General features: G+C 70.4%; 25 protein-coding genes. 21 read left to right on the forward strand and 4 right to left on the reverse strand.

Annotated elements, in window-relative coordinates; translation table 11 throughout:
- Positions 1 to 83 precede the first annotated feature (83 nt).
- The 10 genes from RC1_RS13885 to RC1_RS13930 all read left to right on the forward strand — a co-directional run bounded on the left by RC1_RS13885 (position 84) and on the right by RC1_RS13930 (position 11,024).
- Entirely contained in the window at positions 84 to 629 is a 546-nt protein-coding gene (locus RC1_RS13885) for a Uma2 family endonuclease (RefSeq protein ID WP_012568052.1), read from the forward strand.
- Between the two features lie 103 nt (positions 630 to 732).
- Positions 733 to 1,413 carry an ABC transporter ATP-binding protein gene (locus RC1_RS13890; RefSeq protein ID WP_012568053.1) on the forward strand — a complete coding sequence of 227 codons (681 nt, stop codon included), beginning with the start codon at positions 733 to 735 and terminating at the stop codon, positions 1,411 to 1,413.
- Entirely contained in the window at positions 1,410 to 2,600 is a 1,191-nt protein-coding gene (locus tag RC1_RS13895) for an ABC transporter permease (protein WP_012568054.1), read from the forward strand. Before RC1_RS13890 ends, RC1_RS13895 begins: the two co-directional genes overlap by 4 nt.
- 23 nt (positions 2,601 to 2,623) lie before the next feature.
- Positions 2,624 to 3,151 carry a DUF3299 domain-containing protein gene (locus RC1_RS13900; protein WP_041786546.1) on the forward strand — a complete coding sequence of 176 codons (528 nt, stop codon included), beginning with the start codon at positions 2,624 to 2,626 and terminating at the stop codon, positions 3,149 to 3,151.
- 17 nt (positions 3,152 to 3,168) lie between these two features.
- Entirely contained in the window at positions 3,169 to 3,726 is a 558-nt protein-coding gene (locus tag RC1_RS13905; RefSeq protein ID WP_012568056.1) for a hypothetical protein, read from the forward strand.
- Positions 3,727 to 4,095: 369 nt separating this feature from the next.
- Positions 4,096 to 4,854, forward strand: coding sequence for a ribosome maturation factor RimP (gene rimP / locus RC1_RS13910; RefSeq protein WP_012568057.1), 759 nt, complete (start codon positions 4,096 to 4,098; stop codon positions 4,852 to 4,854).
- Between the two features lie 21 nt (positions 4,855 to 4,875).
- Positions 4,876 to 6,411: a transcription termination factor NusA gene (nusA, locus tag RC1_RS13915; RefSeq protein WP_012568058.1), complete on the forward strand. Its 1,536-nt coding sequence runs from the start codon at positions 4,876 to 4,878 to the stop codon at positions 6,409 to 6,411.
- Between the two features lie 43 nt (positions 6,412 to 6,454).
- Entirely contained in the window at positions 6,455 to 7,378 is a 924-nt protein-coding gene (locus RC1_RS13920; protein ID WP_012568059.1) for an RNA-binding protein, read from the forward strand.
- Positions 7,375 to 10,164 carry a translation initiation factor IF-2 gene (gene infB / locus RC1_RS13925; protein ID WP_012568060.1) on the forward strand — a complete coding sequence of 930 codons (2,790 nt, stop codon included), beginning with the start codon at positions 7,375 to 7,377 and terminating at the stop codon, positions 10,162 to 10,164. The genes RC1_RS13920 and infB overlap by 4 nt, the downstream gene beginning before the upstream one ends.
- A gap of 212 nt (positions 10,165 to 10,376) precedes the next feature.
- The gene (locus RC1_RS13930) at positions 10,377 to 11,024 is read left to right on the forward strand and encodes a helix-turn-helix transcriptional regulator (protein WP_012568061.1); all 648 of its coding nucleotides are present in this window, start codon (positions 10,377 to 10,379) and stop codon (positions 11,022 to 11,024) included.
- A gap of 22 nt (positions 11,025 to 11,046) precedes the next feature.
- On the opposite strand, the gene RC1_RS13935 is transcribed toward RC1_RS13930, so the two are convergent.
- Positions 11,047 to 11,430, reverse strand: coding sequence for a VOC family protein (locus tag RC1_RS13935; RefSeq protein WP_012568062.1), 384 nt, complete (start codon positions 11,428 to 11,430; stop codon positions 11,047 to 11,049).
- Positions 11,431 to 11,651: 221 nt separating this feature from the next.
- On the opposite strand from RC1_RS13935, the gene rbfA reads away from it, so the two are divergent.
- The 11 genes from rbfA (at position 11,652) to RC1_RS13990 (ending at position 21,107) form a co-directional block, all read left to right on the forward strand.
- The gene (gene rbfA / locus RC1_RS13940) at positions 11,652 to 12,188 is read left to right on the forward strand and encodes a 30S ribosome-binding factor RbfA (RefSeq protein ID WP_012568063.1); all 537 of its coding nucleotides are present in this window, start codon (positions 11,652 to 11,654) and stop codon (positions 12,186 to 12,188) included.
- Positions 12,178 to 13,125, forward strand: coding sequence for a tRNA pseudouridine(55) synthase TruB (gene truB, locus RC1_RS13945; protein WP_012568064.1), 948 nt, complete (start codon positions 12,178 to 12,180; stop codon positions 13,123 to 13,125). Before rbfA ends, truB begins: the two co-directional genes overlap by 11 nt.
- Positions 13,126 to 13,372: 247 nt before the next feature.
- Positions 13,373 to 13,642, forward strand: a complete 270-nt coding sequence (gene rpsO, locus RC1_RS13950; RefSeq protein ID WP_012568065.1) for a 30S ribosomal protein S15 — start codon at positions 13,373 to 13,375, stop codon at positions 13,640 to 13,642.
- An 81-nt stretch (positions 13,643 to 13,723) separates the two neighbouring features.
- On the forward strand, positions 13,724 to 13,927 hold the full coding sequence (locus RC1_RS13955; protein ID WP_041785386.1) for a hypothetical protein: 204 nt from the start codon (positions 13,724 to 13,726) through the stop codon (positions 13,925 to 13,927).
- A gap of 148 nt (positions 13,928 to 14,075) precedes the next feature.
- Positions 14,076 to 14,549 (forward strand): hypothetical protein, encoded by a 474-nt coding sequence (locus RC1_RS13960; protein ID WP_012568066.1) that lies wholly within the window; start codon positions 14,076 to 14,078, stop codon positions 14,547 to 14,549.
- 119 nt (positions 14,550 to 14,668) lie between these two features.
- Complete coding sequence (gene pnp / locus RC1_RS13965; RefSeq protein ID WP_012568067.1) at positions 14,669 to 16,792, forward strand: polyribonucleotide nucleotidyltransferase; 2,124 nt, start codon at positions 14,669 to 14,671, stop codon at positions 16,790 to 16,792.
- 115 nt (positions 16,793 to 16,907) lie between these two features.
- Positions 16,908 to 18,275, forward strand: a complete 1,368-nt coding sequence (locus RC1_RS13970) for an IS1182-like element ISRce2 family transposase (RefSeq protein WP_041785389.1) — start codon at positions 16,908 to 16,910, stop codon at positions 18,273 to 18,275.
- Positions 18,276 to 18,475: 200 nt separating this feature from the next.
- Positions 18,476 to 18,799, forward strand: coding sequence for a type II toxin-antitoxin system Phd/YefM family antitoxin (locus RC1_RS13975; RefSeq protein WP_012568069.1), 324 nt, complete (start codon positions 18,476 to 18,478; stop codon positions 18,797 to 18,799).
- Positions 18,800 to 18,818: 19 nt separating this feature from the next.
- The gene (locus tag RC1_RS13980) at positions 18,819 to 19,088 is read left to right on the forward strand and encodes a Txe/YoeB family addiction module toxin (RefSeq protein ID WP_012568070.1); all 270 of its coding nucleotides are present in this window, start codon (positions 18,819 to 18,821) and stop codon (positions 19,086 to 19,088) included.
- A 440-nt stretch (positions 19,089 to 19,528) separates the two neighbouring features.
- Positions 19,529 to 20,188 (forward strand): outer membrane protein, encoded by a 660-nt coding sequence (locus tag RC1_RS13985; protein WP_041785392.1) that lies wholly within the window; start codon positions 19,529 to 19,531, stop codon positions 20,186 to 20,188.
- 268 nt (positions 20,189 to 20,456) lie between these two features.
- Entirely contained in the window at positions 20,457 to 21,107 is a 651-nt protein-coding gene (locus RC1_RS13990) for an outer membrane protein (protein WP_184446351.1), read from the forward strand.
- Between the two features lie 67 nt (positions 21,108 to 21,174).
- Here RC1_RS13990 and RC1_RS13995 read toward each other — a convergent pair whose 3' ends face one another.
- The 3 genes from RC1_RS13995 to RC1_RS14005 form a co-directional block, all read right to left on the reverse strand.
- Positions 21,175 to 21,753, reverse strand: a complete 579-nt coding sequence (locus RC1_RS13995; RefSeq protein WP_012568073.1) for a YcbK family protein — start codon at positions 21,751 to 21,753, stop codon at positions 21,175 to 21,177.
- A 111-nt stretch (positions 21,754 to 21,864) separates the two neighbouring features.
- Positions 21,865 to 22,737: an MBL fold metallo-hydrolase gene (locus RC1_RS14000; RefSeq protein WP_012568074.1), complete on the reverse strand. Its 873-nt coding sequence runs from the start codon at positions 22,735 to 22,737 to the stop codon at positions 21,865 to 21,867.
- A gap of 68 nt (positions 22,738 to 22,805) precedes the next feature.
- Positions 22,806 to 23,492, reverse strand: coding sequence for a response regulator transcription factor (locus RC1_RS14005; protein ID WP_012568075.1), 687 nt, complete (start codon positions 23,490 to 23,492; stop codon positions 22,806 to 22,808).
- Positions 23,493 to 23,567 lie beyond the last annotated feature (75 nt).

Consider the following 23,567-nt stretch of genomic DNA (forward strand, 5'->3'; position numbering starts at 1 on the left):
CCCGCCCTGTCGCCGGCTCGCCCTGTCGCCGGCCCCCGCTGCCATGCTATGCTTCGCCCGCGGAACGGTGTGGAGGCGAGGTCATGCGGACGGCGCGGCGGCGGCACCTGCTGGACATCGACACGTTCATCGCCTGGGAGGACCAGCAGCCGGAGAAGCACCAGCTCGTCGGCGGCGAGGTCTATGCCATGGTGGGGGGCGCGCTCGCGCATGCGGCGATCGCCCTGAACATGGCTGTGGCCTTGCGGAACCGGCTGCGCCGCCCCTGCCAGGTCTTCGTCTCGGACGTGAAGGTCCGGGTGGATGCGGCTTCGTCCGTCTACTACCCGGACGTGGTCGTCTCCTGCGCCGGACAGGACATGCGCGGGACGGTGCTGCGGGATCCCGTGCTGGTCGTGGAGGTGCTGTCGCCCGGCACCGCCGCCTTCGACCGCATGAAGAAGCGGGCGGACTACGCCACGCTGCCGAGCGTGCGCTACGTGCTGCTGGTCGAGACGGAGGAGCGGCTGGTCGAACTGGACCGCCGCGAGGGCGGGGACTGGCTGCGCGAGACGGTGACGGGGGAAGGCCGGCTGGATTTCCCCGAGCTGGGCGTCAGCCTGGACCTGGACGAGATCTACGGCGGCTGATCCGCAGGGCGTACCGGTCCCGGCCGGGTTCAGGCGCGCTTCTCCTTGCCCCGGGCGGGCCGGTTCCGCATGATGCGGCACGTTATCCTGTAACGGTCGGATCATGCCTGTTCCCCTGGTCGAGCCTGTTCCCCTGGTGGAGATCGACGGACTGCGCCATGCCGCGGGCGGGCGCACCGTGCTGGAACTGCCGCGCTGGCGCCTGGAGGAGGGGCGGCACTGCCTCCTGCTCGGCCCCAGCGGCAGCGGCAAGACAACCCTGATGCACGCCATCGCGGGCCTGCTGCGGCCGACCGCCGGGCGGGTGCGGGTGGCCGGGCAGGACCTCGCCGCCCTGGACGACGCGGCGCGCGACGTCTTCCGCGGCCGCACCATCGGCATCGTCTTCCAGACCCTGCATCTGGTCCCGGCGCTGGACATCGCCGGCAATCTGCGGCTGGCCCGCTGGCTGGTCGGGCTGGACACCGGGGAGGACACGGTGCGGGCGGCGCTGGAGCGGGTCGGGCTGGGCCACCGGCTGAAGGCACGCCCGCACGAACTGTCCCAGGGCGAGCGGCAGCGGGTGGCGGTGGCCCGCGCCGTCGTCAACCGGCCGCGCCTGATCCTGGCCGACGAGCCGACCAGCGCCCTGGACGACGCCAACTGCGCCGCCATGACGGAGCTGCTGCTGGAACAGGCGGCGGCCTGCGGCGCCACGCTGGTGGTGGCGACCCACGATGCCCGCCTGAAGGAGCGCATCGCCCACCGCCTGGACCTGTCCGCCCCGCTGGAGGCCGCGGCATGACCCTCTTCAGCCTCAGCCTTGCCTATCTGCGCCAGCGCAGCCTGACCACCGTGCTGAACCTGCTGCTGCTGGCCCTGGGGGTGGCGACCATCGTCGTGCTGCTGCTGGTCAACCGCCAGATGGAGGGCCGGCTGGCGCGTGACGCCGCCGGCATCGACCTCGTGGTCGGCGCCAAGGGCAGCCCGCTGCAACTGATCCTCTCCGCCGTCTACCATGTGGACATCCCGACCGGGAACATCCCCCTGGCCGAGGCGGAGGCGCTGTCCGCCGACCCGCTGGTGAAGCAGACGATCCCGGTTGCCCTGGGCGACAATTTCATGGGCTACCGGATCGTCGGCACCACCCCCGCCTATCCCGCCCATTACGGGGCCGCCCTGGCCGACGGCCGCCTGTTCGAGCTGTCCATGGAGGCGACCGTCGGGGCGACGGTGGCGCGGGCGGCGAAGCTGCGCGTCGGCGACCTGATCGTCGGCAGCCACGGCGTCGGCGGGGAAGGCCATGCCCACGCCGACCATCCGTTCGAGGTCGTCGGCATCCTGGAGCCGACCGGCACCGTGCTGGACCGGCTGGTGCTGACCCCGGTGGAAAGCGTCTGGGACGTCCATGCCGCGCACGGTCACGACGCTGCGGCGTCCGGGCGCGGGCGCGAGGTCACGGCCGTGCTGGTGACCTATGCCTCGCCGCTGGCGGCGGCCCGGCTGCCCCGCCGGATCAACCAGGACACCGGGATGCAGGCGGCCTCCCCCGCCAGCGAGCTGGTGCGGCTGCTCTCGCTCGTCGGTGTCGGGCTGGACGCGATGCGGGCCTTCGGCTTCGTGCTGATCGTCTCGGCCGCGCTGGGGACCTTCGTCGCGCTCTACAACTCCCTGCAGCAGCGCCGCTACGATCTGGCGGTGATGCGCAGCCTGGGCGGCACCCGGCGCACGCTGGTGCTGCAACTGGTGACGGAGGCGATGACCGTCAGTCTGGCCGGCACGCTGCTGGGGCTGGGGCTCGGTCACGGCGCCGCCGTGGCGGCCGGGCACCTGTTCCCGCAGGCGCAGGACCTGGGCGTCACCGGCTTCGTCTTCCTGGCGGAAGAGCTGTGGCTGTTCGCGCTGGCGGCCGTCATCGCGCTGCTGGCGGCGGCGCTCCCGGCCGTCCAGGTCTACCGCGCGGACGTCTCCGCCGTGCTGGCGCGGGGCTGAGGAAGCGGGTTATGCTGCGGTCCATGACGAAGACGCCCCCCGCCGCCCTCGCCCGCACCCTTCCCGTCGCCCTCTGCCTCGCCGTACTGGCCGGCGCGCCGGCCACGCCGGCCTTCGCCTTCAAGGAGGTGAAGCAGGCAGCCCCGGCCGAGCCGCAGGCACCCGGGGCCGTGCCGCGCGCGACCCTGGGCTGGGACCTGATCGCCGACGTGCGGGAGGAGCAGTCGGTGGTGGACGGCATGCTCCGCTACCGCGCCGTCTTCGGGGAGGCGCTGCAGAAGCTGGACGGCGCCGACTTCACCATCGGCGGCTGGATCATCCCGCTGGAGCAGTCGGAGAAGTCCGCCCATTTCCTGCTGAGCGCGCTCTCGCCCACCTGCCCCTTCTGCCCGCCGCCCGGCCCCGCCGACCTGATCGAGGTGCGGACGACCGAGCCGGTGCAGTTCTCCTATGAGATGGTCACGCTGAAGGGCCGGCTGAAGCTGACGGGGGAGGACCCCAACGGCCTGTATTTCCGCCTGGAGGAGGCCAAGGCCTCGCCCACGGGCTGAGCGGGGAGGACCGAATCATGCCGCAGATGCCGCTTCCGGTCCGACTCCGGTCCGCCCTCGTCGGCACCGCCCTCACGCTCGCCGTGCTGCCGGCCGCCGGGCCGGCCGCGGCGCAGATGGTGCCGGAGGAGTACGGCTGCGGGAAGATCTACGAATCCACGGATTGCGGCGTGGACGACTACCAGCGCGCCTATGACGCCGTGCAGGACGACAAGCGCCGCGCCGCTGCCCGTGCCGCCCAGGCTGCGCTGTCCCAGGCGGCACTCGCCCAGGCCGCGCCCGCCGCCGATACGGCGTCGGGGCAGGCGGCATCGGCTCCCGCCCCCGCTGCTCCCGCCCCCGCTGCCCCGGCCCCATCGGGTCCGGTCCCATCGGGCACGACCATGCCCGACGGCGGCGTGATGATGGCGGCCCCCGCCGCTCCCGCCGCCGGCGCTGCCCAGGGCAGCCTGCCGACGGACCCGGCCAGCCTGCGTGCGGCCGCCCTGGCCGCCTGGAAGGCGCTGGCCAACCAGTCCGTCGCCGGGGTGCAGTGCTGCCACCCGGCCCCGGGCGGCGGCATGAACTGCCACTGACGCCGGGGCTCCGGCCCGGCCATCTCGGCCCGGTCGTTTCGGCCCGGCCGTCTCGGGTTGGCAGCCTTCGGGTCGGTTGCCGCGTGCAAGATGCCGGAGCACGCCCCGCCCGGCCTGACGCCAGCCGTGACGGCGCCCGGCACAGGGCAGAGGGCGCCCCGATGCAGGTCTTGCACGAGGAATCCCCTTTCCGTTCCCGCCGGAAATGACTATAACGGCCTCAGCAATCCCATAACGAACCGGCCACCCAGCCTCGGGCGGCGGGCCGGATCTCTTTGCGGGTGGGCCATTGGCCCACCTTTTCGTTTCTTGGGGCCCCCTTTTCCTCGCCCGGCGCGGAAGGGCAGGGCCGGGTCGGATCGGACACGGATGGAAGCGGTCGAGCGGATCGGTCGGATCATCGAGCCTTCGGTTGAGGCCATGGGGTACGAGCTGGTGCGGGTTCAGCTCTCCGGCGGGCAGCGGCCGACTCTTCAGATCATGGCGGAGCGCAGCGATGGTGCCGCCATGACCGTGGAGGACTGTGCCGACATCAGCCGCGCCGTCTCCGCGCTGCTGGACGTGGAAGACCCGCTGCCCGGCGCCTACACGCTGGAGGTCAGCTCCCCCGGCATCGACCGCCCCCTGACCCGGCTGAAGGATTTCGAACGGTTCGCCGGCTTCGAGGCGCGGCTGGAGACGAAGGCGCCGGTGGACGGGCGCAAGCGTTTCCGCGGCTTCCTGGCCGGGATCGAGGACGATGCCGTGCGGCTGGCCCTGCCGGTCGAGAAGAAGGCGCGCAAGGGGGCCAAGGCCGCCCCGACCCGTGACGCTGCCGACGCCGGTGAGGCCGGCGATGCCGAGGCGACGCTGGTGGTGATCCCCTTCGGTCTCGTGCTGAAGGCGAAACTGGAACTGACCGACGAGCTGCTGACGGCGGCCGCGGCGGAGCAGGGCGCCGCCCCCGGAACGGAGGGTGGGGCGATGGAGGTGGAGGAGGACGCCCGTCCGGCGCGCCGCCCCCACCAGCCCAAGCCGAAGAAGGCGAAGAAAAAGGGCCCCGGCCGCTTCTCCAAGGCGGGCGCGGGCGAGGATGTCGATGGCGCCGACGGGGGCCCCGCGGCCGGTCCCGGCGCACAGGACGAGTGAGGAAAGGCAGGGTTCGCTTCGATGGAACTGCTTCAAGTAGCCGACGCGGTTGCCCGCGAGAAGAACATCGACAAAGAGCATGTGCTCGAAGCGATGGAGGAGGCGATCAAGAAGGCCGGTCGCTCCAAGTACGGGCACGAGCACGACATCCGCGCCCGCATCGACCGCAAGACCGGCGAGATCCAGCTCACCCGCTACCTTGAGGTCGTGGAGACCGTCGAGAACGAGGCCTTGCAGATCGATCTCGCCAAGGCGAAGCGGAAGAACCCCGCCGCCAAGGTCGGTGACTTCATCGTCGATCCGCTGCCGCCCATCGACTTCGGCCGCATCGCCGCGCAGACCGCCAAGCAGGTGATCGTGCAGAAGGTCCGCGAGGCCGAGCGCGAGCGCCAGTTCAACGAGTACAAGGACCGCATGGGCGAGATCGTCAACGGTCTGGTCAAGCGCGTCGAGTACGGCAACGTCACCGTCGATCTGGGCCGCGCCGAGGGCGTGCTGCGCCGCGACGAGAGCCTGCCGCGCGAGCACTTCAAGACCGGCGACCGGGTGCGCGCCTACATCTACGACGTCCGGCGCGAACAGCGCGGGCCGCAGATCTTCCTGTCGCGCACGCATCCGATGTTCATGGCCGGCCTGTTCAAGCAGGAAGTGCCGGAGATCTACGACGGCATCATCGAGATCAAGGCCGTGGCCCGCGATCCCGGCAGCCGTGCCAAGATCGCCGTCATCTCCAAGGACAGCTCGATCGACCCCGTGGGCGCCTGCGTCGGCATGCGCGGCAGCCGCGTCCAGGCCGTGGTGGGCGAGCTGCAGGGCGAGAAGATCGACATCATTCCCTGGAACCGCGATCCGGCCACCTTCGTCGTCAACGCGCTGGCCCCCGCCGAGGTGGCCAAGGTCGTGCTGGACGAGGAGAACGGCAAGATCGAGGTCGTGGTCCCCGACGACCAGCTCAGCCTGGCCATCGGCCGGCGCGGCCAGAATGTCCGTCTGGCCTCGATGCTGACCGGCTGGGACATCGACATCATGACCGAGAAGGAGGAGAGCGACCGGCGGCAGGAGGAATTCCGCACCCGCTCGCAGCTCTTCATGGAAGCCCTGGACGTGGACGACGTCATCGCCCATCTGCTGGTGGCCGAGGGCTTCACGTCGGTCGAGGAGATCGCCTTCGTCGACCTGGACGAGCTGACCGCGATCGACGCCTTCGACGAGGACGTCGCCGCCGAGCTGCAGAACCGGGCGCAGGCCTTCCTCGAAGAGCAGAACGCCAGGCTGGAGGAAAAGCGTCGCGCCCTGGGCGTGGACGACGATGTCGCGGCCGTGGAGGCCCTGACCCCTGCCATGCTGGTCAAGCTCGGTGAGAACGGCGTGAAGACGCTGGACGATCTGGCCGACCTCGCCGGCGACGAGCTGTCCGAGATCGTCGGCAAGGACGCCCTGAGCGTGGACGACGCCAACGCCGTCATCATGGCCGCGCGTGCCCACTGGTTCGCCGATGGCGAGGCCGGTGCCGCCGGTCAGGCTGCCGGCGAGACCCCGGCCCAGCCGCAGGGCTGAGCCGGAGAGGACCAGAGACCGGAAACAGGAGGACCCGTCCCCGATGCACCCGACCACCGATCCGACCCGCCGGGGCCATGGCCCCCTGACGGTCGCCGCGGGCCCCGCCCCGGCGCCGCAGGGCGCGTGCGCCGACGTGGCCGGAGCCGGGACGGGCGATGGGGAGATCGCCGACTGGCCCGGGGCGGACGAGCCCGAGGTGCTGGGCGGCAGGAAGGGTCCCCTGCGGCGTTGCGTCGCCAGTTCCGCGGTGGCGTCCCGGGATCAGATGGTGAGGTTCGTCATAGCACCGGACGGCTTTGTGGTGCCGGATGTGGAGGAATCCCTCCCGGGACGCGGGCTGTGGTTGACGGCGGACCCCGCCATGTTCGAAAAGGCGGTCGCCAGGAATGTCTTCGCCAAGGCGGCGCGTCGCGCCGTGCGGGTGGAGAAGGATCTGGCGATCCGCACGGTGGCCCTGCTGCGCCGCCGCTGTCTGGCCCTGATCGGGCTGGCCTGCCGCGGCGGTGGTGCGGTGGCCGGGTTCGAGAAGGTGCAGGCCGCCCTGCGGTCGGGCCGGTTCGGCAGGTCAGCCGTTCCGGGTCTCTGGCTGGAGGCGGCCGACGGGGCCGCGGACGGCCGGGCCAAGCTGGCACCGCTGGCCGCTGCGGCCGGCGTGCCCCTGGTGGCGGTGCTGGACCGGCGCGAGCTGGGGCTGGCGCTGGGGCGCGACGAGGCGGTGCACGCGGTTCTGGCCCGTGGGCCGCTGACCGCGCAGGTGCTGCGGGAATTCGGACGGCTGTCGGCCCTGGCCGGTCTGCCGCCGGTGAGTGTGGCGCCCGCAAGGGCCGCGCCGGCAGGATCGCCGGACGGCCGGACGGGTGCCGCGGGTGAAGCGGGATTGCGTGACACGAGTTTGCCTGATGCGGACACGAGTACACCGGACCGCATCGAGGGATCAACGACGAGACGGTCGGATACCGAATGACTGACACGAACGACCAGAACCGCGACAAGAAAACTCTGAGCCTGTCCGGGAAAGGCGGCACGCTGGGGCTGAAGAAGCCGGCCGCCGCTGCCGGTGCCGGTGCCGGCGCCGGCGCTGCCGCCAGCGCGGCAGACACCGTGCGCCAGAGCTTCTCCCACGGTCGGCAGAAGACCGTCGCGGTCGAGGTCAAGCAGCGCAAGCGCACCTTCGAGAAGGCGGCCGTCCCCGGCATCGCCGACGGCGGCGCTGCCGCCCGTCGCGCGGCCGAGGGTGTCACCGGCCGCCAGCAGGGGGGCCGGTCCGGCGCGCCGCGCGGTCTCAGCGAGGCCGAGCGCGAGCAGCGCCTGCGCGTCCTGCGCGAAGCCAAGGCGGAGGAGCAGCGCCGCGCCCTGACCGAGGCGGAGGAGCGCGCGCTCGCCGAGCAGGTGGCGGCCGAGGCCGCTGCCGCCGCCGCCGCCGCTGCGGTGGCCGAGGCTGCCGCCGTCGTGGCCGCGGAAGCCGCCGCCGCCGCGGAGCCGCTGGACGACGAGACGCTGCGCCGCCGCGAGATGGAGGAGCTGCGCCGCATCCAGGACCAGGAGAAGGCCCTGGCCGCGGAAGCCGAGCGCAAGCGCCTGGAGGAAGAGACCCGGCGCAAGGAGGAGGAGGCGCGCAAGGCGGAAGAGACCCGCAAGCGCACCGACAGCTCCGCCCGCCCCGGCACCACCACCACCACCGCCCGTCCGGGGGCCGAGGCTCCCGCCGTCCGCACCGCGACCGGCCTGCCCGGCCGCAAGGACGAGGACGAGGAGGAGGGACCCCGCCGCCGCGGCAGCAGCAGCCCCGGCCCCGGCAAGGGCGCGCCCAAGGTCCCCGCGCCGGCCGTCAAGGCCAAGGGCGGGGAGAAGCGCCGCACCGGCAAGCTCACCGTCAGCCAGGCGCTCGTCGAGGATGAGGGGGGCCGCGGCCGCAGTCTGGCCGCCGCCCGCCGTGCCCGCGAGCGCGAACGCCAGCGCCAGTTCGGCCGACAGGAAACCCAGAAAGTGACCCGCGACGTCACCATCCCCGAGGTCATCACCGTCCAGGAGCTGGCCAACCGCATGGCCGAGCGCGGGGCGGACGTGATCAAGACGCTCATGAAGATGGGCGTCATGGCGACCATCACCCAGACCATCGACGCCGACACGGCCGAGCTGGTCGTCACCGAGCTGGGTCACCGGCCGCACCGCGTCTCGGAGGCGGACGTCGAGCTGGGCGTGATCGGCGACCAGGACCGGACCGAGGACCTGCGGCCGCGGCCGCCCGTGGTCACCGTCATGGGCCATGTCGACCACGGCAAGACCTCGCTGCTGGACGCGCTGCGCCATACCGACGTGGCCGGCCGCGAGGCCGGTGGCATCACGCAGCACATCGGCGCCTATCAGGTGCAGCTCCCGTCGGGCTCGAAGATCACCTTCATCGACACGCCGGGCCACGCCGCCTTCACGGAGATGCGCGCCCGCGGCGCCACCGTGACCGACGTGGTGGTGCTGGTGGTGGCGGCCGACGACGGTGTCATGCCGCAGACGGTCGAGGCCATCCGGCACGCCAAGGCGGCCAAGGTTCCGATCATCGTCGCCATCAACAAGTGCGACCTGCCGCAGGCCAAGGCCGAGCGTGTCCGCAACGAGCTGTTGCAGCACGATCTCGTGGTCGAGGACATGGGCGGCGAGGTGCTGGACGTCGAGGTTTCGGCCAAGACCGGCAAGGGCCTGGACCGGCTGGAGGAGGCGATCCTGCTCCAGGCCGAGATCCTGGAGCTGAAGGCGAACCCCGAGCGGCCGGCCGAGGGCACCATCGTCGAGGCCAAGCTGGACAAGGGCCGCGGCCCCGTCGGCACCGTGCTGATCCGGCGCGGCACCCTGCGGGTCGGCGACATCGTCGTCGCCGGCAGCGAGTGGGGCCGTGTCCGCGCCCTGGTCAACGACCGCGGCCAGGCCGTGGACGAGGCCGGTCCCGCCACCCCGGTGGAGGTGCTGGGCCTGACCGGCGTGCCGCTGGCGGGCGACGACCTCGCCGTGGTCGGCACCGAGGCCCGGGCCCGCGAGATCACCGAGTACCGCCAGCGCAAGAAGCGGGAGGCCCAGGCCGCCCAGCAGGCGCGCGGCTCGCTGGAGCAGATGTTCAGCAAGATCCAGGCGGGCGAGGCCAAGGAACTGCCGGTCGTCATCAAGGGCGACGTGCAGGGCTCGGTGGAGGCCATCGCGGGTGCCTTGGAGAAGGCCGCCGGCGACAACTCCGAGGTCAAGGTCCGCGTGCTGTTCAGCGGCGTCGGCGCCATCACGGAAAGCGACGTGACGCTGGCCAACGCCTCCGACGGCCTGATCATCGGCTTCAACGTCCGCGCCAACCCGCAGGCCCGCGAGATGGCCAAGCGCGACGGCGTGGAGATCCGCTACTACTCGATCATCTACAACATCATCGACGACGTGAAGCAGATGCTCACGGGGATGCTGGCGCCGACGCTGCGGGAGAAGTTCCTCGGCAACGCCCAGATCCAGGAGGTGTTCAACATCACGAAGGTCGGCAAGGTCGCCGGCTGCCGCGTGGTGGAGGGCACCGTCAAGCGCGGCGCCAAGGTCCGCCTGCTGCGCGACAACGTCGTGATCCACGAAGGCACCCTGAAGACGCTGAAGCGCTTCAAGGACGAGGTGAAGGAGGTCCGCGAGGGCTTCGAGTGCGGCATGGCGTTCGAGAACTACGACGACATCCGCGCCGGGGACCTGATCGAGGCCTTCGAGATGGAGGAAGTCGCCCGCGCGCTCTGAGGCGGCTTCCCCCCCCCAGTCGGCCCCTCGTCGGCCCCTTCGGTTCCCGCCCCGCTGCCTTTCCCGGCGGGGCCGGGGGCGGCACCCGGGCCGGCAGACACCCGGACCGGCGGACACCCGGATTGGCGGAGACCCCGGCCGGCGCTATGCTCGACAGCAGGCGCCGGCCGTTTCTTTGCGGGAGCCTCCCCCGTGCCGAGATCATGTCCGCCATGCTGACCGGATGTCCCGTCATCGCCGTCTGGGACGCGGCGCCCGCCGTGCCGGCCGTGGCGCGGGTGTCGCCGGACGGCTGCCGCGACCTGATCCTGCGCCACGATCCCGGCAACCGGCCCTTCTGGTTCGTCTCGGCGCTGGAGGACCGCACCTGCGCGGTGGCGCTGGCGCCGGGCAGCCGCCTCCACGGGTTCCGGATGCGGCCCGGCCTGGGCCTGGATGCGGGCCGCCTGCTGCGCGCGCTGGACGGGCGGGAGCCGGAGCCCGACCGGGTGCTGGCCCTGGTGGCCAACCATGCGGCCCCGTGCGCGCGGGTGGAGGAGGCGCTGGCCGCGCTGGCGGCGGGGCCGGGCAGCATCGCCGCGGCGGCGGCCGGGCTGGGCGTCACGCCGCGCACCCTGCAACGGCTGCTGCTGCCCGCCACCGGCCGGACGCCCGGCTGGTGGCTGATGCTGGCGCGGCTGCGGCGGGCCGCGCGGGACCTGGCTGCCGGCACCCCGCCGGCCGACGCCGCGGCCGAACACGGCTATGCCGATCAGGCGCACCTGACGCGGGCTGTCCGCCGCTGGCTGGGCACGACCCCGCGCGGCCTGCGTGGCGATGCCGATCTGGCCGGCCAGCTCGCCCAGCCGGGCTACGGCTGAACCGGCCCGGCCCTGCCGCGGATCACCCCGCCACGGCGGTGCAGAGTTCGACCAGGAAGCCGTCGCGGTCGCTGACATAGGCCGTCGTCTGGCCCCAGGGCATCCGCTCGGGCGGCTGCACCGCCGTGGCCCCGGCGGCCAGGGCGCGGGCATAGGCGCCGGCCACGTCGTCCGTCTCGAAGGCGATCTCGAAGGCCGGGGCGTCGGGCCGCGGGCGCGCGGGGTTCTTGCCCAGCGAGGCCATCAGCGCGCGCGAGGAGAAGGACAGCGTCGTGGCGCCGGTGTCCAGCTCGCCATAATCGCCGCTCTCGTGCAGCATCCGGGTTTCGACCCCGAAGGCCTCGCGGTAGAACGCCAGCGTCGCCGCCACGTCATCGACATACAGGATGGTGTAACGCAGCTTCATCGCCGCCTCCTCTGGTGTGTCCGGGCGCCGAGGATAGGCGGTGCTCCCCGCGCGGTCTTGAAGATATGCGACAACAGGCACGGCGGCCGGCGTGCCGGGCATCGCCGATGCGTGGTGACGGCGCTTTCCCTTTGGCGTTGAATGGGGGTACGAAAGCGCCCCACTGGCGGCCCGCGGTCCCATCCCGCGGCCGGTCTAGGCGACCAGAAGGAACCATACCCATGTCCCGAGGCAGAGGCTCCACCAAGCCGGGCAACACCGGCCCCAGCCAGCGCCAGCTCCGCGTCGGCGAGGAAATCCGCCATGCCCTGGCCGACATCCTGCGCCGCGGCGACTTCCGCGATCCCGGATTGCAGGACGTCAACGTCACCGTGACCGAGGTCCGGGTCAGCCCGGACCTGAAGAACGCGACGGCCTTCGTCATGCCGCTGGGCGGCGGCCATCCCGAGGTGATCGCCGCGTTGAACCACGCCGCCCCCTTCTTCCGGGCGCAGATCGCCCATGCCGTGCGGTTGCAGCACGCGCCGCGCATCGGCTTCCAGGAGGATACCTCCTTCGCCTATGCGGACCGCATCGACCGGCTGCTGCACGATCCGGCCGTGGCCCGCGACATCACCCGCGACCTGGACGCCGAAGGCGTGCCGCTGGACCGCGGCGGTGCCGAGGACGGGGAGGACGGGGAGGACGACGACGATCTGGACGCCCCTGACGCCCCCGATCTGGATGGCGGCGAGCGGGAGGGCCGTCGTGGCGCGTAAGCGGAAGGGTCAGCCCGTCCATGGCTGGCTGGTGCTGGACAAGCCCGGCGGCATGACCAGCACCCAGGCCATGTCCAAGGTGCGCTGGCTGTTGCAGGCGGAAAAGGCGGGCCATGGCGGCACGCTGGACCCGATCGCCACCGGCGTCCTGCCCATCGCCCTGGGCGAAGCGACGAAGACCGTGCAGTACGCCATGGACGGGGAGAAGACCTACCGCTTCGTCCTGCGCTTCGGGGCCGCCACCGATACCGACGACCGTGCCGGCAGCGTCATCGCCACGTCCGACCTGCGCCCCACGGACGAGGAGATCGAGGCGGCGCTGCCCCGCTTCACCGGCCTGATCACCCAGGTGCCGCCGCAGTATTCCGCCATCAAGGTGGACGGCGAGCGCGCCTACGACCTGGCCCGCGAGGGCGAGACGGTGGAGCTGCGCCCGCGCGAGGTGCGGGTGGACGGCTTCCACCTGACCGAACGGCCCGACGCCGACACCGCCGTGTTCGAGGTGGAGTGCGGCAAGGGCACCTACATGCGCAGCCTTGCCCGCGACCTTGCCCGCGCGCTCGGCACCGTGGGCCATGTGCTGGAACTGCGCCGGTTGCGCGTCGGCCGCTTCACGCTGGCGGAGGCGGTGACGCTGGAGAGCCTGGAGCGGCTGGTCCAGGACGGTGGTGCCGCGGCGGCGATCCAGCCGGTGGAGATGGCGCTGGACACGCTGCCGGCCATCGCGCTGACCGATGCCGAGGCGCAGCGCCTGCGCCAGGGCCAGCCGGTGCTGCTGCTGCGCCGGCAGGATACCGAGCGGCTGCGCCGGATCGGGGAGAGCCTGGACCCGGAGGAGGGCGGGGCGGCGGCGCTGGCCACCGCCTTCGGCCGGCCGGTCGCCCTGGTCCGGGTGGAAGGCGCCACCATCCACCCGGTGCGCGTGCTGAACCTGTGACGTGACGGTGGGGGCGGGGCCTGTCCTGCCCCGCCTCCGGCCCTTCCGCTCAGCCGTCCTTTCCGCGAATCCGCTTGACTCGTCCCGGCGGGCAGGGCACTTGTCCGCCGGTCATCGCCGTACCGCCGCGACCGTGCTGGACGACATCCCGGCACGGCCGCGCGTTGCGGCTTTATCGCATTCCGTCCCCCGTGGGGGCCCGTGGCCGAAGCCCGGGGCGGATCAATCCTTCTGACTGGAGACGACGATGTCGATCACTCCCGAGCGCAAGCAGGCGCTCATCGAGGAATACAAGACCAAGGACGGCGACACCGGGTCGCCCGAGGTGCAGGTTGCGATCCTGACGGAGCGCATCGTGAACCTGACCGAGCACCTGAAGACCCACGCGAAGGATTTCCATTCGCGCCGTGGCCTGCTGGTCATGGTCGGCCAGCGCCGTGGTCTGCTGGACTATCTCAAGCGCAAGAACCAGGGCCGGTACGACACCCTGATCCAGCGCCTGGGCCTGCGTCGCTGACGCATAGGAGTCGCGAAAATCCGTGCGGAGCGAATCGGACTGTGATTCACTTCGCACGGATTTCCGAATCGGGAGCAACGAATGTCCGCCAGTGACGATGCGGGTTGGGAGCAGCAGATATTCGACCAGGTTGCCGTGGGGCTGATCCGAAATTCCTCTGCCCCGTTCGATGAGGCCGTTTTCGCGCGGCAGATGGAACAGAATCTGGCTGACGACACAGAGTCCGGTCTCGGATTTTTCGACCAGCTTCAGAAGATGGCTTCCGGATCCAGGAAAGCCGATTGACCAAAGCCCGGGATTTTCCTGGGCTGTTGTCGTTATTGGGATCAGGAAAAAGTGCGTGGATATCCTTACGGACTCTGTGAGGCGGGCTGAGCGCAAGGGAAACCTGGAAAAGGCAGCCTTGGGCGTCTGTTCGGTCCTGAATCAACGCATGCTGAAGTCCGACCCGACCCTGACGCCGATCCGCCTGGATGCTGGCCGTCAGGACAGGATGTTCGAACTCTATGTTCAGCGGGTCGCTGCGCTGAAGGGAGTCGCCCATATGGCAGATTCCCTGATCAACCCGCTCAAGATCGCAAGCCTGACCGCTCTTTGCATTCTGGAAGCGGCTCCGCTGGTATCACCGCGGCAGGATTCGGTCATCGCTGCCTATCGGAATTCCTATTACGCGTTCCAGGTGGCGCTGAATTTTCTGGAAATCCGGCGGATCAGGCTCGACCAGTCCATCCAGACTCATGCCCTGAATTTTCTTTCGCACGTGCAGCATGTTGCCGAGCGGAGCGGGACTGGAACAGGCGTGCGCTACGACGATTTTGCCTACAGATTTACAATCATCCATTCGTTCCTGGCGACCCTTTGCAAGGGCTACAATGGGCAGTTGACTGTTTCGATTTCCTCTGACTGAAGCTATCAAGACACTCGTTTGTCCATTTGAAGCTGGACACATTTGGCGGGACCACCGATCGGGTCTCGACCCGCCGTCCAATCCGGGGCGGCAGGGTTTCGGATGGAAGGAAGACGACGATGTTCAAGGTTTTCCGCAAGGAAATGATGTGGGGCGGGCGGAAGCTCGTTCTGGAGACGGGCAAGGTCGCCCGTCAGGCCGACGGGGCCGTGTGGGCCAGCTACGGCGACACGGTGGTTCTGGCCACCGCGGTGGCCGCCAAGGCCCCGAAGCCGGGCGTGGACTTCTTCCCGCTGACGGTCAACTACCAGGAGAAGGCCTTCGCCGCGGGCAAGATCCCCGGCGGCTTCTTCAAGCGCGAAGGGCGCCCGACGGAGAAGGAGGTCCTGACCTCCCGCCTGATCGACCGGCCGATCCGTCCGCTGTTCGCGGACGGCTACCGCAACGAGACCCAGGTCATCGTCACCGTCCTGTCCCACGACCTTGAGAACGATCCCGACATCGTCGCCATGGTCGCCACCTCCGCCGCGCTGACCATCTCGGGCATCCCGTTCCTGGGACCGATCGGCGCCGCCCGCGTCGGCTACAAGGACGGCCAGTTCGTCCTGAACCCGACGCTGGAGCAGGTCGAGGCCAGCGATCTCGACCTCGTCGTCGCCGGCACCACCGAAGGCGTGCTGATGGTGGAGTCCGAGGCGAAGGAACTGCCCGAGGACGTGATGCTGGGGGCCGTGATGTTCGGCCACCGCGAGTTCCAGCCGGTCATCGACCTGATCATCGACCTCGCCGAGATGGCGGCCAAGGACCCGATGGCGATCCCGGCGCCGGCCTACGACAAGGACGCGGTGAAGACCCGCATGGCCGCCCTGATCGGCCAGGACGTCCGTCAGGCCTACACGCTGACCGTGAAGCAGGAGCGCTACGCCGCCATCGGCGCCGCCAAGCTGAAGGCGCTGGAGACGATGGTCGCCGAGGGCACCGCGCCCGAGGCCGTGGCCAGCGTCTTCAAGGAGCTGGAGAGCGACATCCTGCGCGGCAGCGTGATCGAGACCGGCAAGCGCATCGACGGCCGCACCACGGTGGACATCCGTCCCATCGTCTCGCAGGTCGGCGTGCTGCCCCGCGCCCACGGCTCGGCCCTGTTCACCCGCGGCGAGACGCAGGCCCTGGTGGTCGCCACGCTGGGCACGAACCAGGACGAGCAGATCGTCGACGCGCTGGAAGGCGAGTACCGTGAGAGCTTCATGCTCCACTACAACTTCCCGCCCTACAGCGTGGGCGAGGCCGGCCGCATGGGCAGCCCGGGCCGGCGCGAGATCGGCCACGGCAAGCTGGCTTGGCGCGCCGTCCGGCCGCTGCTGCCGACCAAAGAGACCTTCCCCTACACGATCCGCGTCGTGTCGGAGATCACCGAGTCGAACGGCTCCTCCTCCATGGCCACGGTCTGCGGCAGCTCGCTGTCGATGATGGACGCCGGCGTGCCGCTGCCGCGGCCGGTGGCGGGCATCGCCATGGGCCTGATCAAGGAAGGCGAGAAGTTCGCCGTGCTGTCCGACATCCTCGGTGACGAGGACCATCTGGGCGACATGGACTTCAAGGTCGCCGGCACCGAGAAGGGCGTCACCGCGCTCCAGATGGACATCAAGATCACCTCGATCACCGAGGAGATCATGAAGATCGCCCTGGCCCAGGCCAAGGACGGTCGCGTCCACATCCTGAGCGAGATGAACAAGGCGCTGAACACGGCGCGCGAGGCGGTCAACCAGAACGCGCCGCGCATCACCGTGATCAACATCCCGAAGGACAAGATCCGCGACGTGATCGGCTCCGGCGGCAAGGTGATCCGCGAGATCGTCGAGCAGACCGGCGCCAAGATCGACATCGAGGACGACGGCACCGTCAAGGTCGCCGCCGTGGACGGCAAGGCGTCCGAGGCCGCGATCAAGTGGATCAAGGGCATCGTCGCCGAACCCGAGGTGGGCGAGATCTACGAGGGCAAGGTCGTCAAGATCATGGACTTCGGCGCCTTCGTGAACTTCCTCGGCAGCCGGGACGGCCTCGTCCACATCTCCGAGCTGAAGAACGAGCGCGTCGCCAAGGTCACCGACGTCGTGAAGCAGGGCGACGCCGTGAAGGTGAAGGTCCTGGGCTTCGACGACCGCGGCAAGGTGAAGCTGTCCATGAAGGTCGTGGACCAGACGACCGGCGAGGACCTGTCCAAGAAGGAAGAGGCCGAGGGCTGATCCCCTCTCCCCTCTTTCCGACCGACGTGAAGAAGCCGCCGGGGGCGATCCCCGGCGGCTTTCAGACTGCTGACAAAGGCCTGGCGTGAGCCGGGCCTTTGTGATTCGATTGGTCATGCTGAGGAAACCGACGGCGCAGCAGACTGAAATCGAGATGGTGACGCTCGACGGTCTGGTTCCGCCCGATCACCTGCTTCGCAAGATCGACGCGGTGATCGACTTCTCCTTCATCCATGATCGCGTGTCCGGGCTTTACTGTCCGGACAACGGCCGTCCGGCCCTTGATCCGGTTGTCATGTTCAAGGCGCTGTTCATCGGCTACCTGTTCGGCATCCGCTCCGAACGCCAGCTGGTGCGCGAGATCCAGGTGAACGTGGCGTATCGCTGGTTTCTGGGTCTGCGCCTGACCGATCCGGTGTTCGACGCCTCGACGCTGAGCCAGAACCGGCGCCGGCGTTACCGGGACACCTCCGTGGCGCAGGACATCTTCGACCATGTGGTGGAGCAGGCGATCGGCCACGGGCTGGTGGACGGCACCGTGCTCTACACCGACAGCACCCACCTCAAGGCCAACGCCAACAAGAACCGCTACGACAAGGCGGTGGTCGCCAAGTCGCGGGCGGATTACTGGGACGATCTGGACCGGGCGGTGGAGGCGGACCGCGCCACCCACGGCAAGAAGCCCCTCAAGCCCAAGGACCGGCAGCCGCCCGAGAAGGAGACCAAGATCAGCCGCACCGATCCGGAGAGCGGCTACATGGTGCGCGATGGCAAGCCCACCGGCTTCTTCTACCTTGATCACCGCACCGTGGATGGGCGCCATGGCATCATCACCGACAGCTTCGCCACCCCCGCCAACGTGCACGACAGCATCGTCTATCTCGGCCGGCTCGACCGCCAGCGCGCCCGCTTCGCGCTCGACGTCAAGGCCGTCGGGCTGGACGCCGGCTATGCCACGGCCGGGATCGCAAAGGGGCTGGAGGACCGCGCCATCCTCGGCGTCACCGGCTACAACCGACCGACACCCCCGGCCCCGGGGATGATGCCCAAGAGCGCCTTCACCTACGAGCCCGGGACCGACACCTGGTCATGCCCCGGCGGACAGGCCCTCGCCTACGCCACCACCGACCGCAACGGCTACCGCCACTACAGGAGCGATCCGGCCCTCTGCTTCGCCTGCCCGCTGCTCGCGTCGTGCACCCGCAACCCCAAGGCCGTCCGCACCATCACCCGCCACCTCTGGGCCGACATCCGCGAGCGCACCGACGCCCACCGCAAGACCCCCTGGGGCAAGGCCATCTACAAGCGACGAAAAGAGACGGTCGAACGCTCCTTTGCCGACGCCAAACAGCTCTTCGGGCACCGCTACGCACGCTTCCGCGGCCTCCTCGGCGTCACCTGGCAGTGCCTGCTCGCCGCCGCCCAGAACATCAAGAAAATCGCCCTCGCAATCGCCCCGAAGGCAGCCCTCCGGCCAGCCTGAGACAGAAACCTCCCTGTCTGCCCGATCCACCCAACCAGTTTCGACAGCCGCAATCCCCAAAAATGAAAACCCCGCCGAAAACGACGGGGTTTGTCATCGGTCTGGAAGCCGCCGGGGGCGATCCCCGGCGGCTTTTTCGTGACCTCTCCTTGTTGGCGCAGGCGGGGTGATGTACACATGAACGTACAGAGGAGGCGGCCATGCCCGATGCCCAGCGGCTCCACGACGACGACGACGATGGCGGCCGCGCTGACCCCCGCAGCGTCGGCGCGCGCCATGTCAGCGCCACGGAGTTCCGGCAGAATCTGGCCCGCCATCTCGATCAGGTCCGCGACAGCCGTGCGCCTCTTGTGGTGACCCGCCAGGGGGAAGAGGGCGTCGTCGTTCTGGCGGAGGGCGAATGGGCGGCCCTCCAGGAAACCCTCCACGTCCTGGGCACACCGGCCAACGCGCGGCGGCTCCTGGACGCCATCGCCGAGTTCGAGGCGGGTAAGGGTGTCGAGCGCGACCTGATCGAGCCCTGAACAGGCGGCCCCCCGGACCATGCGCATCAGTTTCAGCAGCGGGGCCTGGGAGGATTATCTGCACTGGCAGGAGCAGGACCGGGCCATCCTGGCACGGGTGAACACGCTGATCCGGGAGTGTACGCGCGCACCCTTCGTCGGCCTGGGCAAGCCCGAACCGCTGCGCGGTTCCCTGGCGGGCTGGTGGTCACGGCGTATCACCGGGGAACACCGGCTCGTCTATCGCGTGGCCGGACAGCCGCCCGATCAGGCGCTGGAGATCGCGGCCTGCCGGCGGCATTACCGATAGGGGCGCCATCGACAGGGGCGGCGGATGCCACGGCACCGCGCCCGCCCGGTGACGGCATCCGGTCCTGTCCCGCTCTCCCGCCGGCCCCCCCGCCGCCCGCGCCCCGCGCCCCGCGTCGCGCCGCCGCAGCCGGACCCGCGTGCCGGAACCGCTTCGGAATCAGGCGCTTGCGATAAGCGGCCGGCATGCCCGTTCAAGGGCGTGAGCCCTGCGCGCCACGCCGGGACCGGCATGCCGCGGCTGCAACCCTTCTGTGATAATCCGCACAGTGAAGCCCGGGACAGGCGCCTATAGCTGAAGTCGTTCCTGGCCGACGACGCCAACGACAAGTGTGGCGCCGGCAGGATCAGATAAAAGCCGATCAAAAAACGGCATCGGGATGCGCGACAACGCGCCACGGCTCTTTGCGTCCCGAATACAGCTTTATGAGGAGAGAAGTCATGTCCCGTATTACTGCTGCTCTGTTCGGCGCTACCGCCCTGGTCGCCCTTTCGTCGGCGCCGGCCCTCGCCCAGAGCCCGTTTGACGGCGGCTATGTCGGTGCGGCGCTCGGCTATGCCTGGATGAAGCCCAACGGCACGACCACCTTCTCCAACGCCACCACACAGAAGGTGGACCGGACCAACGACGGCGTCACCGGCGCGGTCTTCCTCGGCTACGGCAAGACCATCGACACCCTCTATCTCGGCATCGAGGGTGAGATCGGGATCAGCGACCAGGAGAAGAACTCGACTCTCGCCGGCAACACCTACAACTTCGACGCCGGCACCAGCCTGGGCATCGCCCTGCGCGCCGGTCTGCTCGCCACCCCCGATACGCTGGTCTACGGCCGTATCGGCTGGCAGCGTACGGACCTCGACGTCTCCGGCCGTCTCGGCTCCGTCGCCGGGACGCCGACCATGGACGAGAACGAGCACCTGAACGGCTGGCGCATCGGCGGCGGTGTCGAGCACGCCCTGACCGAAAACGTGCTGGCGCGGCTTGAGTACAACTACACCGATTACGAGAGCTACAAGGTCTCCTACGGCCAGGGTGGCGCGCGCACGAACGCCGAGCCGCACGAAAGCGCGGTCCGCGCCGGCATCGCCTACCGCTTCTGACCCCATCGCCTCCCGGTTCCACCCCCCCCTCCCCCCCAGGAACCGGTGGCGGCAAAGGGCCCGGTGCATCGCACCGGGCCCTTTCTGTTGTGCGCGGCCCGGCGGGCGGCCGAGGCGGTCCCGTGCCCCGCCCCGGCTGTCCGGTTCCGGCGCGAATGGCCCTGGACGGCTTCCTGTGATCGGATTACAGGGAGCCGGCCCCGGCCCTCCGCGCAAGCCGTGCAAGGAAGGGCCCGGGAAGAGGGGCGCAACAGGAGAGATGACCACCATGACCCGACTGCTCACCGTCGGCGCCGTCGCTGCCGCGGCCCTGCTGGCCGCCCCGGCCGCCATGGCCGAAAGCGCCTTCGACGGTCCCTATATCGGTGCCTTCTTCGCCTATGCCGACCTGGACGTGGACGCCCGGGCCACCGTCGGCTCCGTCACCACCACCGGCGACGGCAGCGGCGACGGCTGGACCTTCGGCGCCTATGCCGGCTACGGCATGAGCCTGGGTCCCGTCTATGCCGGGCTGGAGGCCGAATACGGCCTGAACGGGTCCTCCATCGGCGTGCGGGCTGGCAACATCCGCACCAGCTTCGACGCGCAGGACAGCTACGGCGTCTCCGCCCGCCTCGGCACGGTGGTGATGGACCGCATCCTGGTCTATGGCCGCTTCGGCCGGCAGTGGACCCAGTTCGACGTGAAGAACACGCTGGGCACCGTCGCCATCGGGTCCGACGACCGGCTGGACGGCTGGCGCTATGGCGGCGGCGTGGAATACGCCCTGGCCGGCCCGGGCAAGGGCGACAACATGCTGGTCCGCCTGGAATACAGCTATTTCGACTATGACGATCTGGCGACCACGGCCCAGCTCGCCAGCACGGCGGCGCAGGTGGACGAGAGCCAGATCCGCGTCGGTTTCGCCTACCGCTTCTGATCCCGCGGGACGGACGGGCCGGTGGCGCCTGCCGCCGGCCCCGTTTGCGCCTTTCCCCGGGTCCGGCTCAGCGGGTCTTCCAGGTCCGCACCGGGCCGGTGTCGATATGGATGTGCCCGGTGCCGGGATAGAAGGCGGCGCCGCCGCGCTGCATGGTCTTGGCGATCTCCGCCAGCGCCGGGCCGGGCAGGGCGGGGACGCGGAAGTCCAGCGCCTTGCCCTGCATGTGGAAGCTCTCCCGCGCCGCCTGGGAATTCGCCTTGACCAGCTTCGCGTTGGTCTGCGGCGAGCGGTAGCCGGACAGCACCTGCACCTCCGTCGTCGGCGGCAGGCCGGTGCGGTAGAACAGGTCGAACAGGAAATCCATCAGCGCCGGGTCGATCGGCGCCTTCTCCCCGGTGTTGCGGTCGCGCAGCAGCAGGTTCACGCTCTCCATGGCGCGGGGATCGTAGCCGCCGTTGTGGAAATAGATCACGTCGGCCCGCTCGCCGCTCTGGCGATGCACCAGCACCACCCGGCGCAGCCCGGGCAGGGGCGGCAGCTCCGGCGGGGGCGGCTCGGGCGGGCGGGCGGCACAGCCGGACAGCAGGGCGAGTGCGGGGGCGGCAAGACAGGCGGACAGGATCAGGCGGCGGGCGGGGACCACGGGACCGGCTCCGGTGGAAGGGATGGACCGCCTTCCCTCTACCACGGACCGGCTTGCCGTCTCCCTAACGATATGGACCCTGACGGCCCGGGGGGGCCGCATGCGGGCGGCTCAGAGCGTCAGCACCATGCCCTCCGCCGCCAGCAGGGTGCCGGGGCGCATCGTCTCCGCCGCCGCGCCGATGGCGTCCAGCGCCAGGTCGTTGTGCGCCGGGTCGTGGTGGAACAGCACGGTGCGCGCCACCCCTGCTTCCGCGGCGACGCGGCAGGCCTCCTGCCAGGTGGAATGGCCCCAGCCGACGTGCCGTTCGTACTCCTCGTCGGTGTAGGTCGAGTCGTAGATCATCAGGTCGGCGCCGCGCACCAGCTCCACCACCCGCGGGTCGCGCACGCCCCTCTGGTGCTCGGTGTCGGTGACGATGCAGACCGCCCGGCCGCCATAGTCGACGCGGTAGCCGGTGGCGTTGTTGGGGTGGTTCAGCGGCGCCGTGCGGAGGCGGATGCCGGGCCGCGGCTCCAGCGTGTCGCCGGCGGCGAACTTGCGGTAGCGGCAGCTCGTCTCGATCAGGTTGACCGGCACCGGGAACAGCGGCGCCGACATGAGCTGGTCCAGCACCTGTTGCAGGGTCCGCTCCGGCCCCAGATGCCCCTCCCACAGGATCAGGCGGTTGTGCGGATCGTAGGCCGGGGTGAAGAAGGGCAGCCCGCCGACATGGTCGTAATGGGTGTGGGTGAGGAACAGGTCGGCGTCCAGCGGCGTGCCGTCCGCCAGCTCGCCCGCCTGCAACGCCTCTCCCAGCAGTCGGATGCCGGTGCCGGCATCGAAGATCAGCAGCCGCCCGCCGCAGCGCACCTCGATGCAGCTCGTGTTGCCGCCGTAGCGGGCGCTGGCCGGCCCCGGCGTGGCGATGCTGCCGCGCACGCCCCAGAAGCGCACCAGAAGCCCGTCCTGCGCCCCGCCCGCCGTCTCTGCCGCCTGTGTCATCCCGCTTCCTTCCCGCCCGGCTCCGGTTTCCCGCCCGGCTCCCGCCGTCCCGCCGGCCCAGGCCAGCCTCAGGGCACCAGCCGGTAGCCGCCGGGCTCCGTCACCAGGATCTCCGCCCGTGCCGGGTCGCGCTCGATCTTCCGCCGCAGCCGGTAGACATGGGTCTCCAGCGTGTGGGTGGTCACCCCCTCATTGTAGCCCCAGACCTCGCCCAGCAGGGTGTCGCGGTCGATGGTGCGACCGTCCGCCCGGTGCAGATAGGCCAGGATCTGGCATTCCTTCTCGGTCAGGCGGATGCGGCGCTGCCGCCCGTCTTCCAGCAGCATCTTGGCGGTGGGCAGGAAGCGGTAGGGGCCGATCGGCAGCCCTGCCGCGTCCGTCTCCGCCGCCCGCCGCAGCAGGGCGCGCAGCCGGGCCAGCAGCACCCCCAGCCGGAACGGCTTGGCGATGCTCTCCGTGGCGCCGCAGTCGGCAGGGTCGTCGCCCGTGTCCGCGGGAGCCGTCATCAGGATCACCGGGCAGTCCAGCCCTTCCGCCCGCAGGGCGCGGCAGAGCGCGCGTCCGTCCAGGTCGGGCAGGCCGCTGTCCAGCAGCACGGCGTCGAACCGCTCCGCCCGCGCCGCCGCCAGGGCGGCCGCCGCGCTGTCCGCCTCCCGGACCTCCGTCTCCGGGTCGAGCCGGAGCTGTTCGGTCAGCGTCTGCCGCAGGGCCGCGTCGTCGTCGGCAAGCAGGATGAGCGTTCCCGTCTTCTGCACGTTTTCCGTCTTCTGCGTCTGTCCTCGCCGGGTGCATCCGTCCGTCGCCGTGGCACCGCGGCGGCGGGTGGAAGA

Origin of the sequence: Rhodospirillum centenum SW, from assembly GCF_000016185.1 — a bacterium.
In the GTDB taxonomy this organism is placed as follows: domain Bacteria; phylum Pseudomonadota; class Alphaproteobacteria; order Azospirillales; family Azospirillaceae; genus Rhodocista; species Rhodocista centena.

Coding starts and splice junctions, on each gene's coding strand:
- RC1_RS13895 (WP_012568054.1), top strand. CDS start 1,410: ATGACCCTCTTCAGCCTCAGCCTTGCCTATCTGCGCCAGCGCAGCCTG.
- rpsO (WP_012568065.1), top strand. CDS start 13,373: ATGTCGATCACTCCCGAGCGCAAGCAGGCGCTCATCGAGGAATACAAG.
- RC1_RS13970 (WP_041785389.1), top strand. CDS start 16,908: ATGCTGAGGAAACCGACGGCGCAGCAGACTGAAATCGAGATGGTGACG.
- RC1_RS14000 (WP_012568074.1), bottom strand. CDS start 22,737: ATGACACAGGCGGCAGAGACGGCGGGCGGGGCGCAGGACGGGCTTCTG.
- RC1_RS13900 (WP_041786546.1), top strand. CDS start 2,624: ATGACGAAGACGCCCCCCGCCGCCCTCGCCCGCACCCTTCCCGTCGCC.
- RC1_RS13935 (WP_012568062.1), bottom strand. CDS start 11,430: ATGAAGCTGCGTTACACCATCCTGTATGTCGATGACGTGGCGGCGACG.
- infB (WP_012568060.1), top strand. CDS start 7,375: ATGACTGACACGAACGACCAGAACCGCGACAAGAAAACTCTGAGCCTG.
- RC1_RS13990 (WP_184446351.1), top strand. CDS start 20,457: ATGACCCGACTGCTCACCGTCGGCGCCGTCGCTGCCGCGGCCCTGCTG.
- RC1_RS13885 (WP_012568052.1), top strand. CDS start 84: ATGCGGACGGCGCGGCGGCGGCACCTGCTGGACATCGACACGTTCATC.
- RC1_RS13960 (WP_012568066.1), top strand. CDS start 14,076: ATGCTGAAGTCCGACCCGACCCTGACGCCGATCCGCCTGGATGCTGGC.
- RC1_RS13905 (WP_012568056.1), top strand. CDS start 3,169: ATGCCGCAGATGCCGCTTCCGGTCCGACTCCGGTCCGCCCTCGTCGGC.
- RC1_RS13930 (WP_012568061.1), top strand. CDS start 10,377: ATGCTGACCGGATGTCCCGTCATCGCCGTCTGGGACGCGGCGCCCGCC.
- rbfA (WP_012568063.1), top strand. CDS start 11,652: ATGTCCCGAGGCAGAGGCTCCACCAAGCCGGGCAACACCGGCCCCAGC.
- RC1_RS13985 (WP_041785392.1), top strand. CDS start 19,529: ATGTCCCGTATTACTGCTGCTCTGTTCGGCGCTACCGCCCTGGTCGCC.
- nusA (WP_012568058.1), top strand. CDS start 4,876: ATGGAACTGCTTCAAGTAGCCGACGCGGTTGCCCGCGAGAAGAACATC.
- RC1_RS13890 (WP_012568053.1), top strand. CDS start 733: ATGCCTGTTCCCCTGGTCGAGCCTGTTCCCCTGGTGGAGATCGACGGA.
- RC1_RS13975 (WP_012568069.1), top strand. CDS start 18,476: ATGCCCGATGCCCAGCGGCTCCACGACGACGACGACGATGGCGGCCGC.
- RC1_RS13980 (WP_012568070.1), top strand. CDS start 18,819: ATGCGCATCAGTTTCAGCAGCGGGGCCTGGGAGGATTATCTGCACTGG.
- rimP (WP_012568057.1), top strand. CDS start 4,096: ATGGAAGCGGTCGAGCGGATCGGTCGGATCATCGAGCCTTCGGTTGAG.
- RC1_RS13920 (WP_012568059.1), top strand. CDS start 6,455: ATGCACCCGACCACCGATCCGACCCGCCGGGGCCATGGCCCCCTGACG.
- pnp (WP_012568067.1), top strand. CDS start 14,669: ATGTTCAAGGTTTTCCGCAAGGAAATGATGTGGGGCGGGCGGAAGCTC.
- RC1_RS13955 (WP_041785386.1), top strand. CDS start 13,724: ATGTCCGCCAGTGACGATGCGGGTTGGGAGCAGCAGATATTCGACCAG.